The sequence below is a fragment of the Vibrio penaeicida genome (assembly GCF_030689305.1).
In the GTDB taxonomy this organism is placed as follows: domain Bacteria; phylum Pseudomonadota; class Gammaproteobacteria; order Enterobacterales; family Vibrionaceae; genus Vibrio; species Vibrio penaeicida_B.
Map to the genome: position 1 here is coordinate 267,076 of NZ_JAUYVM010000007.1, position 12,937 is coordinate 280,012.

General features: G+C 47.8%; 3 protein-coding genes. All 3 read left to right on the forward strand.

Going from position 1 to position 12,937, the window contains the following annotated elements; translation table 11 throughout:
* Nucleotides 1–5: 5 nt before the first annotated feature.
* Genes Q8W40_RS13590 through Q8W40_RS13600 form a run of 3 tightly spaced genes read left to right on the forward strand, consistent with a single transcriptional unit; the run spans nucleotide 6 to nucleotide 12,897 of the window.
* Nucleotides 6–8,744: a non-ribosomal peptide synthetase/type I polyketide synthase gene (locus tag Q8W40_RS13590; RefSeq protein WP_305397783.1), complete on the forward strand. Its 8,739-nt coding sequence runs from the start codon at nucleotides 6–8 to the stop codon at nucleotides 8,742–8,744.
* Entirely contained in the window at nucleotides 8,744–12,130 is a 3,387-nt protein-coding gene (locus tag Q8W40_RS13595) for a non-ribosomal peptide synthetase (RefSeq protein WP_305397784.1), read from the forward strand. The genes Q8W40_RS13590 and Q8W40_RS13595 overlap by 1 nt, the downstream gene beginning before the upstream one ends.
* Nucleotides 12,127–12,897, forward strand: coding sequence for a thioesterase II family protein (locus Q8W40_RS13600; protein ID WP_305397785.1), 771 nt, complete (start codon nucleotides 12,127–12,129; stop codon nucleotides 12,895–12,897). Before Q8W40_RS13595 ends, Q8W40_RS13600 begins: the two co-directional genes overlap by 4 nt.
* The last annotated feature ends 40 nt before the right edge of the window (nucleotides 12,898–12,937 follow it).

The following is a 12,937-nucleotide window of genomic DNA, read 5'->3' on the forward strand; positions in this document are numbered from 1 at the left end:
TTAAAATGAAGCCCGATATGCCCATTGCTGTGATTGGAATGACTTGTCGTTTCCCTGATGCCCCCAGCGTTAAAGCATTCAGAGAAAACCTTCTTTTTGGTCACGATTCTATTCATCCGTTAACACCTGAAGAAATAGAGCGTGAAGGGATAGATCCTTCACTGCTCGAAGATGATGATTTTATTAATGCCGGCACGCTCATTGAGAATGTCGCGAACTTTGATTACAGCTTCTTTTCTCTTTCGCCTAAAGAAGCTTCATTGATGGATCCTCAGCACCGGTTATTTTTGGCGGAATGCCGCAAGTTGTTAGACGTATCTAACCTGACGCGAGATGAAGATAACATTGGTATTTTTGCGGGGTGTCGTCAGAGTACGTACCAAGCCTTTCTTTCACCAATACGTCCTGAACAAATAACCGAGTCTGAATCCTTCCAACAATTGATGGGTAACGACAAAGATTACCTTGCCACAAGAGCGTCGTATTTTCTTAACTTAAACGGTCCAGCGCTGACAGTGCAATCGGCTTGCTCGACTTCACTGGTCGCGGTGCATCAAGCCTGTCAGTCTTTGCGCAGTGGAGAATGTGACAGTGCCTTTGCTGGTGGGGTAGCCATTTCGTTCCCGCAAGGAGTCGGGTACCGAGCATCGGAAGGCATGATATTTTCGAATGATGGGAAATGCCGTCCTTTCAGCGAAGAGGGCACAGGCATCGTCGCTGGTAATGGCTTAGGTATTGTCGCGCTCAAACGTTTGGATGATGCAATCAAAGACGGCGATAAAATTCACGCGGTGCTAAAGGGCTCTGCGATTTCTAATGATGGAAAAGCCAAGCTGGGGTATACCGCACCCGGTAAGACTGGACAGAAAAAAGCCATAGAAATGGCTTTGAAAAAAAGTGGTGTCGATCCAAAAGAAATCGGTCTACTGGAGGCGCACGGTACAGGGACTCCCCTTGGTGATCCGATTGAAGTCCAAGCCATTTCAGAAGTTTACAGCACGTTCGATGTGCCCAACCAAAACTGCGCCATTGGCTCAGTAAAAGGTAACGTAGGTCATCTCGATACCGCTGCTGGGGTCGCCAGTCTGATCAAATCGATTTTGTCAGTAAGAGACGGTTTGATATTGCCAAGCCTACATTGCAGACCGGAAAATCCACGTATTCAGTTTGATACAACCCCATTCTATTTAGCGCATGACTGCAGTGTTTGGCCTAACCGTTTTCAGTCTCGAATTGCAGCGGTAAGTTCTTTTGGTATTGGTGGTACCAATTGCCATATGATCGTAGAACAGCCACCAAAGCAAGAACCTGTGGTGAGTGACACGAGCTCGGATGAATTTGAAATACTGGCGGTCAGTAACCATAAAGAAAGCAATGTGCTTGAACAGGCAAACCAATTTGTTTCTAGCCTTGAAAACGATCAACTTGCATCTCAATGTAAGACTGCTGCATTAAAGCGAACCCATTACCCCTCTAGAGTTGCACTTTACGGAAAAAGCAAAAAAGATTTTCGTAAAGCTCTGAAGAATGCCACCGTCCAAACGGTTAAAACGAACCCTACAGTCGCATGGGTTTTCTCGGGGCAGGGCAGCCAAAAACCGGGAATGGGAAAGGCATTTTATGAAAAGTATGCCGTATTCAGAGACGCGATTGATGATTGCGACCGCTTGTTTAGCGACGCAGGTATTGCCAACCTAAAAGAGGTCATGTTCGATGACCACCTCGCTGAAAAGCTCAATCAAACACTGTATACACAACCCGCTTTATTCGCTTGGCAGTATGCGATGGGGCTACTGCTGATTGATTGGGAGGTAGAGCCGGACTTTGTTGCAGGGCATTCTATTGGTGAGTTTGCGGCTTGTGTCATGGCTGAACACTTTTCTGTCGAGTCTGTTGTTCGATTGGTGGCGCACCGAGCGCGATTGATGCAAGAGCAAACCGATGAAGGTCGAATGTTAGCGATAAAGTTGCCTGAAGCGCAGTTGCAAGAAGTGTTAAGTGCACATGAAGCCATTTCTATTGCCTCTATCAACAGCGCTGACCGTTTCACTCTCAGCGGCCGTGATAGCGATGTTTCACGTCTGATTGAAAGTTTGGATGCATCGCAGATTGCTTACAAAGAACTGGACGTGCATCGAGCATTCCATTCTTCCACCATGGAAGCGATTCGTGACGACTTTCTCCAGTTTACGTTACAGCAAGAAGCAACTGCAGAAGAAGAGAGTGACGTCTGCATGTACTCCACACTGACTGGAGAAGAAGTCCAGTTCGGCGACCTTACGCTCGATTATTGGTTTCAGCAATTGCGCAGCCCAGTACTCTTTCATCCAGCATTAGAATCCATTGCCAAGGAAGAGCCTGATCTTGTGGTTGAGATAAGCCCAGATGGCAGCTTCTTATCGCTACTCAAACACTCTGACGTTTTTGACAGTGAGTGTGTCGTTGGCAAAGTGGGTTATGAGCATAGCCACGAATTGGTCGCGCAGTTGTTCAGTTTGGGTTACGAGCAACCTTTAGAAGCATACTACGAAAATGCAGCTGTCCCATTCTCTGAAATGCCGCCGTTGGTCTTTTCGGACACGCATTGTTGGGCATCCACTCCGATCCATTATCCTGCGGCAAGGCAGCACAGTGGCTATGGGATACAAGAAAAAGAGCCAGCCCAAAGCATGGAGTTCTGGGGATGGCAATGGCAGCCCATTACTAACGATGTCGCACCAAAATCTGAATTTGATGATGAGCTTAAACTTCGTTGGGCGATCATCGGAAACAACAAATGGGCTGACAGCTTAAACGTTGAGATAAGTGCTTTAGGCCATCAATGTGACATTTACGACACCGTTCAGAGTGTGCAAGAGTGTGATCGGATAGTGGATACCCGATCTTTGACTTTGGACTGGGCGTTAGAGGCATCAGCACAAACGCTGACGGCTGCAAGAGAACAACTCGTTCAGCTAGGGCAATACGGTGAACAGCACCCTAAGTGCCGCATCATCACCTTGCTATCAAGTTCAGCTCAAAAAGTAAGGGCTGGGAATAGCCCACATAGTGATAACTTGCTTTGGCCTTTCCAAAACTTAAATCGCAGTTTAGCTAACGAAAAGCCACAGCTCGCTCTTCATTGTTTGGATATTCATGATTGCACAGTGGATAGCGCATTGGTGTCCATACTGTCGAACCTTGATGAGCCTAGCCCTATCTTGAGCTTGAAAAATAATCAGCTCTACACTTTAGACGTTGTTAGCAAAGAGGTGGGAACACCTCAACAAGCTATTGAGTGGCGCAGTGAACACTTTACGGTGATAGCCGGTTTGGGCGCTGTGGGGCTTGGGCTTGCGGAATGGTTGGTTGAGAAAGGCTGCGATAAGCTTGTTATTATTGTGCGACAGGCTTTAAACGAGCAACAGGAAGCCTTAGTTCAATCCCTGAAAAGCCAAGAAGTGACGGTGCATGTACTGCAAGCCAGTCTTGTGGAAGAGCACGCCTTGAGCGCCGCGTTCGACACATTGGACGTGACTGTAAGTCGGGTGTTCCATACCGCGCATGCGGGGACGCATAAATTGCATCCTCTGGACGACAGCAGTGCGTTCGAGGGCTCTTTGCCTGTCAAACTTATCGGCAGTATGAACCTACACCGCGTGTTTGAGAATCAACCTCTTGAACTGTTTTGTATGTTTACGTCATTAAGTAGCATGATGGCTATTTCGGGTACCAGCGGTTACGCGACGGCAAATGCTTGGCAGGATTCATACGCAGCGTATTTACGCCAACAGGGTGTGCCCGCTCTCACAGTCTCATGGAGTCAGTTACAGCTATCAAGAGACGCCCAATACGTCGCCAGTGTTAATGACACGGGCATGGTAGCACTCTCAAAAGAACAGACGTTTTCCGTGATGGAGCAACTGATTCAGCACAATGAGTCGGGGCTTACTCCTATTCTTTATGATGCCAACGTATTAGGGCAAGTCGTCAGTAAACTTCCGGCGACATCTGTATATCTCAAAGATATCTTTACCATTGAATCAACCGATGCAGCTGCACCCGCGGCAACGGATGGGAATAACCTGATCAGCCTAGACAATCTCAGTACTGAAGAAGCCAAAAAAACGGTTGCTGAATTTTTGCATCAATTGATTTGTCAGCGGCTTCAATACAGTTCCGATCAACTGGATCCCGATGGCTCGCTGACTGGCCAAGGTGTGGACTCACTGATCTTTTTAGATATTGTTCAGGTGATCAACAAAACCTTCAGTATGGATCTGCCACCGACTGCTGGCTACGAGCACGGTACGATAACGGCACTAAGCCAATACATCGCGTCACAACTTAAAAAAGACGATATTGAATTCTCTCAAAGCACCACCAGCGGGGCCGAGAGTACCATTGTTGCGGATCCTGCCGCAGCATACGAACCCTTCCCTTTAACCGATTTGCAGCAAGCTTTTTGGTTGGGGCGTCGTAATGATCTGAACTTAGGCAGCGTGTCTTGTCATGAATATCTGGAACTTCAGTTCGATGAGTTGGATATAGACAAATTAGAGACCGCTTGGAATCGACTGATCGCTCGACATGACATGATGCGTTGTGTGATCACTGGAGACGGTCTTCAACGAATATTGCCGCACAGCGACCAAACGCACTACCAAGTTGGAGTTACAGACTTGAGTAACGCTTCCGTTGAGGAGCGAGAAAGCCACTTGGCAAATACGCGCCAACGCATGAGTTATCAGGTTTTTAATCCACAAACATGGCCTCTGTTTGAGCTAAGTGTTTCAAAATGGGATGGAGGTATCCGTGTTCATTTGGATATGGACCTATTGGTGTTCGATATCCAAAGCTTACGTGTGATTTTTGGTGAATTGGATACGCTCTTGTTGAATCCAGATATTGAGTTCCAACCGCTAACCTTGAGTTTCCGCGATTACATCATGGTAGAGAAGGCGCGCGAAGTTGAACCTCGCTGGTTAAGCGCCAAAGAGTATTGGCAAAATAAACTGAACGACATTCCACCTGCGCCAGAATTGCCAATGATTCGTGAGGAATCCACTTCCGAGCAGATGTCGTTTAGGACACTGGATCACGTACTTGAACGTGATACTTGGGAGGTCTTCAAGCAAAGAGCGCGTGATTTCGGGATAACACCAAGCGGAGCGATGCTGGCTGCGTATACGTATGCCATCGCGTCTTACGCCAAAAGCTCTGAATTCACACTCAATATTACGTACTTCAACCGAAAGAATGTGCATCCTCAAGTTATGGATATATGTGGTGATTTCACTTCGTTGATGTTGCTCCCCGTTTCTGTCGATGCCACCGAAACGTTTATTGACGCCGCCAAACGCACGCAAGAATCGTTATGGAAAGCGCTTGAGCATCGCGACTACAACGGTATCCGCGTGATGCGAGATTTGGGACGTCATATGGGTGAAGGTGCCGATGCGATTCAAATGCCCGTTGTATTTACGTCAATGATTGGCATGGACTTTAATGACCCATCTCAACCTGGGTGGGAATTACAGCGCCATCAAATCTTCGAGGTTAACCAGACGCCTCAAGTGTGGTTAGACTATCAGGCGAGGGAATCCAATGGGGCATTGTTCACACAGTGGTTCATTGCCGATGAGTTCTTTGAAAAGTCAATGATTGAAGGTCTCTTCGAAACGTACACTTCAATATTGGACAAGCTAGCAAAAGAGGAAGAGTTCTGGACAGCACAAGTCCCTGATTTGCGTAGTGATCAGGCGAAAGCCATCTCTAGCTCGCTGAATCGAGTGGTCGACACTCAATTACCAACACTCATGCCTGAACCGTTCCATAAAAGTGCGGGGCAGGTGGCTCAAAGAGCGGCATTACTCACCCATGATTCATCGCTCAGTTACCAAGAAGTGCAAGCCAGAGTCAATCAACTTGCCAACCACCTTATCCATATAGGTCTATCGGCGTCGGAACCTGTCGCGGTCGTCATGCCAAAAAGTGTTGAAGCCGTGATTACCGCACTGGCGATTCAAACGGCTGGTGGTTGCTATACGCCTATCAACGCCGATTTTGATAATCAGCGTCTAGAGCAGATCCTGCTTGATCTCGAACCGTTTGCGATTCTTACTGTGGCTGATATTGAGTTGTCGGTGCCTTGTCCTGTGATCAACCTACAGCGATTGAATCTGACAGATGAATCAACCGAGAAACCGATAGCACGCCAAACAAGTGATCAGCTGTCGTACATTATCTACACATCGGGCAGTACAGGGGTTCCCAAAGGGGTCATGCTGGACCATGAAGCTCCTTTAAATACGTTGCAGCAACTGGCGAATATTCTGGACCTTGGTCCTGATGACCGTACCTTATCGATGTGTGCTTTCCACCACGATATGTCGGTGTTTGACTTGTTTGCGATGTTTGGGAGTGGTGGTGCCGTTGTTCTACCAGAAAGGGACAGAGCCTACGATGCCATGCATTGGCTATCGCTCATGCATGAACACAAGCCAAGCATTTTAAATGCTGTGCCAGCGTTCATCACTATGCTGCTTGACGCCATTGAACAACAAGATGCGGTCCCACCTTCACCTCGTCATATCATGATGGGAGGAGATTGGATTCCCGTAGAGTTAGTTCGTCGAATCCAAAAAGTTTGGCCGGAGGTCGACATTCACTCTATCGGAGGACCAACAGAAACGGCTATCGTGTCCACTCATTACCGAATTCAAAATATCGAAGAGGATTCGTCGCGTATTCCATATGGACGCCCTCTACCAAATCAGACGTGTGTGTTGCTCAACTCGGCTGGAATTGAGTGTCCATCAAATGTTGTGGGCGAAATTTGTATGGGAGGGATGGCTCGCTCATTGGGTTATCTCAAAGATGCAGAACGCACTGCAGAAAAGTATCGACCACATCCTCTAACGGGTGAACCTCTGTTCTACACCGGTGATATGGGCGTGTTAAGACCGGATGGTCAACTGGATATCCTTGGTCGTATAGACAACCAAATAAAAATTAATGGCTTACGAGTCGAGCCGGGAGAAATTGAAGCCGCGATTGAACAACATCCACAGGTTAGTGAAGCGGTTGTTGTTTACGCGGGTGAGCCGACACGTCAGCTACACGGTTTTGTCAAATCAATCGAAGTCGCAAGTTCAGTCGCTGACGAAGATTGGTGTCAAGCCTCCGATGATGGACACAATGCGATTGAACACCTTCCAGAGAATTTTGATTTGGCCGACTACGCTGAACATTATTCCGACATGGAACAGTTGGCTACATGGGTAATGCTACGTACGATCCAAGCTGTAGGCTTCTTCAAAACGGAGGGGGATACAGCCTCGTTTGTAACACTTGTGGATGCACTAAAGGTTTCCCCTCATTACCAAAAGCTTTTCGAAAGCTGGGTTCGCGTACTGACAGAGGATGGTTATCTTGTCCTTGAAAAGGATGAGTACAAGGCGACGTACCGCATTAAGGACGCGGAAGAGTATGATCGCCAATTTGCTAAGATTGTTGCTCACACAGAGACGGGACCTGAGCATACTCAACGTATTTGGTCGCTAATATCGCGCTGTATTGAACGAAGTGGCGCCCTGCTCGATGGAAGTTTCAACCCGCTGGAATTAATGTTTGAGGACGGTAAAACCGATTTTGCTGAAAGTTGGTACCGAGAAAACCCCGTTTCCACGCATTTCAACCGTGTTGCAGGCAAAGTCGCAGGAGGCTTTTTAAGCAATCGCTCAGGACCGTTGCGTATTCTAGAGTTTGGCGCAGGTATCGGAAGCGTGACCCACGAAATATTGGCCAACATGCCTAGCTCCGATTTCAGCTATGACTTTACCGATTTATCCACTTACTTTTTGGATAACGCCGCGGATGTCTTTAAGGCATACCCTCAGCTCAATTATGGCTTGTATAACATCAATGAAGAGCCAAGTTTGCAGGGGTATCAGTATGGTGAATATGACCTCGTCATCGGTGCCAACGTATTGCACGATGCCGAAGATCTGAATGCCGCGAGCCGACGTCTACGTGCCTTGCTCAAGCCCGATGGTGCACTCTTACTTGTCGAAGGAACAAATAACCCTCGTTTCCAGCTGGTAAGCCTAGGGTTTGTTGAAGGTTTGACGCATTACGCTGATGAAAGGCTGGAAACTTGCTTACCTATGATTTCGGCACCGAGTTGGCAACAAGTCATGAATCGCGCTGGCTTTGCGAAAGCCACGTGCTTCCCTAAAGCGGGGCATGACACCGAAGCGATGAACTATCACGTGTTGCTTGGGCAAAACAGCGGCAGTGACTGTTCGTTGGATATTCAATCAATCCAAAGCTTGTTAAAGAACCAGTTGCCTGCACATATGCAGCCTGCACATTGGCATCATTTGTTGGAACTGCCACTTACGCTTAACGGTAAGGTTGATCGCCAAAAACTCGCAACGGAAATCCAATCATCAAGTCACCATGAATCACTTGAATCAGGTGGTTTGGCACTGACGACAGAGCAGGAGCATTTGTTGGCAAGTGCTTGGTCTGACACTCTTAACATCCCTGTAGAAACGGCGGACGCCAACTTCTTCATGTTAGGGGGAGATAGCTTATTGTTGACTCGTCTTAGCGGTTTATTGCAAGACAAACACGGCATTTATCTGGACTTGGCGACGCTCGTCAAAACGCCCCGATTATGCGATCAGGCAGTGTTGATGGGGGATTTACCTGTAGAGCTCGATATTGAAGAAGAAGCATTCGAAGAAGGGGTGATTTGATGGATACACTCAAAACACTATCCAACCAAGAACAGTCTCTACAAGCTCTGTCTACCCAAGAACAGCCTCCCCAAGCGCAGTCTCTTCAAGAGCTGCGCGAAGAGGCTCAAAAGCGTCAAATCCGACTTTGGGTAGAGAAAGGTCAATTACGCTTTAAAGCCCCGAAAGGGGCTATGGACTCCAATTTACTTGAAGCGATGAAAGCGCATAAAAGTGCCTTAATATCAGCGCTGAGTTCTGGAAGACAAGCACCGCAAATAGCCTCAAATCCTCAGGAACGCTATGAACCATTTCCATTAACGGATTTGCAACAAGCTTATTGGGTCGGAGAGCATGGCGGGTATGTCCAGTCGGCAATTGCGTGCTACGTCCACCATGTAGAGTTTAAAGATCTGTCGGAGAAGCGTGTTCAGTCTACGCTGCATCAGTTGCAAAGTGCGCACGAAGTTCTCCGTACACGTTTTAAAGAAGACGGTACTCAGCAGATCATGCCAGTCGGTGAGCTGCCAATCCATCTTCAATGTCATTCACTTAGGTCGATGAGTCAGGAAGATGCCGAGGCTAAGTGTGTTGAGCTTGCAGACAATTTTCCCGAGCAAGTGTTGCCATCATTGCAAGATGGTCCACCCATGGCAGCCGCACTCTTACATTTGCCAGAAGGTGATAGATTAATATTTGCCGTGCGATTGATCGTTATGGACGGTCCTTCGCTTGCGCGGCTCTTTCACGACTTATTGTCTGCGTTGTCTGGTCAACCCTTACTCACGAAACCTCAGCTTAGCTACCGCGACTATGTGCTGGCGTTACGCGCGCTAGACACAACGGAGGCAGAGTCATATTGGTCTAAGGCGTTGGAATCCTTGCCCGAAGCACCACAGTTGCCAATGAGAGGAGAAATGCCTAAACAATCGAAATTTGTTCGGTTGGGCGGCAGTTTGGGGCTTGAGAATTGGACTCAAATCAAGAAAAAGGCACAAGCGCACGGTACGACCCCGAACGCTGTCATGTTCGCGCTCTATGCTTCTGTGCTCCGATTGTGGTCCCAAGACGAGCGTTTCGTTATCAACATGCTGACTAACTTTCGTCCCTTTGATCATGCAGAAATGGGCTTGGTCGTCGGAAACCACAGTAATACGATTTTGATGACCAGTGACGGTCAGGGGCATTTCATCGAACAGGCGAAAGCCGTTCAAGCCATGTTTGCTGAGCGGTTGCCGCACGCGTCATTGTCTGGAGTTTCTCTATTAAGGCGATTACAACAAACCCGCGACCCAAACCAGCCTGCGGTGCCTTTTGTCTTTACGAGTGGGATATCGCAACAAGCCGCTGAAGGCATGCCGAACAAATTGAAGGAGATGTTCCGTCCAATATCCAGTGAACTTCGCACACCACAAGTTTGGCTGGACCATCAAGTTGTCGAAGATCAGGATGGTCTTTTGTACTACTGGGATTACGTAGACGGCGTATTTGAAAAAGGGTTACCAGAGGCGCTATTCGAACGTTTTGAATGGGCGCTGTCGGAATTGCTCAATAACGAACAAGCTTGGCTAAGTGTCAATCCAGCCGCTCTTAAGGAGATCGACCTAAAACCTTTAGTTGAGCTGCCAGAGGTTTCTGCAGAAAGTAACTTGGGGCAGGCGTTTTTGAATCAGGTTCAGCGATCGAGTAACGCTGTCGCGCTGATTGATTCGCAAGGGCGTGAAATGACCTATCGAGAGCTGGCGGAAAAAGCTCTATCGGTTGCTCAAGGCTTGGTTTTATCGGGGGTAAAGCAAGGTGACCTAGTGGGGGTTTCCTTGCCCAAAAGTTCTCAACAAATCATCAGTGTCATTGGTATTGTACTCGCTGGAGGAGCATGGTTGCCGATGGACATTCGCTTACCAGATGCCCGTCGGAAGGCGATCATTGAGCAGAGTGGTCTTCAATTCATTATAGGAGAACAAACCAGTGATTTGAGTGTTGATGACTTGCTCGATCATCCTGAACTTGAGAAGCCGAATATAAGCTCTAAAGAAGCGTTGGCTTATGTCATTTACACATCCGGTTCTACTGGTCAGCCGAAGGGAGTTGCCACTTCTCATGGCGCGGTTTTAAACACCCTCTATGAGATTAACCGCCGCTTTTCCATCCATTCGGAAGATAAGGTATTGGCACTGTCTGCGCTGAACTTTGACCTCAGTGTGTACGATATTTGGGGTACGCTCATTACAGGAGCATCTATCGTCATTCCTCCCGATGCGGAAGTTCCAGATCCGATGCTCATACTTGAGCAGTGTAAGCGAAACGGAGTTACCGTTTGGAACTCCGTCCCCGCGTTACTCGAAATGGCGTTCTTACAAGGAACAGAGTTCAGTCAGGAAGCGTTAACCAGCCTTAAAGTTATCATGCTGAGTGGTGACTGGATCCCAATGCCTCTTGCGAAGCAAATATTGAATTATCTGCCGAAAACGCACTTTTACTCTCTCGGTGGCGCGACTGAAGCATCCATATGGTCAAACTATTTTTCTGTTACAGAAATCAGGGATGATTGGCGCTCTATTCCCTATGGTTATGGTCTTGCGGGTCAACAGTTACATGTGCTCGATAAGGATGGTACTCCTTGCTTACCTTGGGTTGTGGGGCAAATCTATATTGAAGGGCTGGGGCTCGCTGATGGTTATTACTATGATGCCCAGCGCACTGAATCCAGCTTTATTACGCATAAAAGTGGCCGACGACTCTATTCAACTGGCGATCTTGGAAGATTGCGCGATGATGGCTCGATAGAGTTTCTTGGGCGATTGGATTTTCAACTTAAGCTCCGCGGGCATCGAATAGAAGCTGGCGATGTGGAATCTCACCTGCTTGCCAAAGCTCCAATCAAGAGTGCTGTAGTGATGGTGGTTCAAAGTAATAATGACCAACCTGTGCTGGTGGCACAGTGCACGGGAGATGGTTTTGATGCTGAGGAAATACGCCATACCTTACGTGGTGAGTTACCAGCTTATATGGTGCCGAGCCACGTGTTCCGAATCGATGCGATGCCATTGAATGTGAATGGAAAACGCGACCAAGCCGCATTACGAAAATTGGCAGAGCAAGCACTGACATCGACGACAAACTGCAGTGAAACGTGCACCGAGAGTGCGACTCTAGATGATGAAGACTTTGCTCCGCTCGCAGCCCTCTGGGCAGAAATTTTAGGTTCTAAGCCCTGTAACACTGAGGCGAACTTCTTCCTAGAAGGCGGAACATCCATGCTGGGGGTTCAATTGATCAGAGAGATCAAACTCAAGTTCGACATAAGCTTACCCTTGGCAACTCTATTTGAAAATCCAACATTGAGCGCCGTTTGGCGTGCTATTGAAATTGCTCGTAGTGAGCACAGTACAAAGGTGAATCCATGACCTGTTTACCCTTTCCGGACGTCAAAACCAATCCGGAAATTGATTTGTTTTGCTTACCCTATGCCGGCGGCAGCTCCGCTGTATTCAGTAAGTGGGACGCTATGTTTCCCGACTGGATCTCAGTCAGACCTGTTGAATTGCCAGGACGTGGTTCGCGCCTGAACTCTTCATTGATGACATGCCCAACTGAACTCAGCATACAATTAGCCGATGAATTGGCTGAACGCATTGAACGACCGTGGGCTATTTTTGGGCATAGCCTTGGGGCAGCTTTGGGCTATCGCATTGCTCACATCATAGAAAGCGAACACCCGTTACTTGGATTTTTCCCATCAGGAAGACATGCTCCAACTTGTGCAGACCCAGCTCCGTTGAGGGCACATCTCAGTGATGAAGCGTTAATTGAAGAGGTGCGTTCGCTTAATGGCGCGCCACCAGAATTGTTGGAAAACAGGGAATTTATGAACATGGTCCTACCGATTATTCGTGCGGACTTTGAACTTAGCGAGCGAGGTTCGTTACTCCCTCCACTTGGTTCTATGAAGTGTGGAATGCAGGTGTTCGGTTCAACAGATGATCCGGAAGTACCCATTGAATCGCTCAAAAATTGGAAGGATGTTGCTGGCGCTGATTTTAGCCAGAAAATCTTGCCTGGCGATCATTTCTTCCTACATCATGAATCTCAGTGTCTTTCGATGCGCGATTCTATCTGCGACTTACTGTCCAAAGCTTTAGCTGAATCAAAGAGCACGGTTTCGGCGATATAGAAGCAGATTATCTGTCTGCACTTGACCAACAGAATCACAT

What these genes read in the sequence shown, in the direction of transcription:
- Q8W40_RS13600 (WP_305397785.1), top strand. Translation starts at nt 12,127, where the DNA reads ATGACCTGTTTACCCTTTCCGGACGTCAAAACCAATCCGGAAATTGAT.
- Q8W40_RS13590 (WP_305397783.1), top strand. Translation starts at nt 6, where the DNA reads ATGAAGCCCGATATGCCCATTGCTGTGATTGGAATGACTTGTCGTTTC.
- Q8W40_RS13595 (WP_305397784.1), top strand. Translation starts at nt 8,744, where the DNA reads ATGGATACACTCAAAACACTATCCAACCAAGAACAGTCTCTACAAGCT.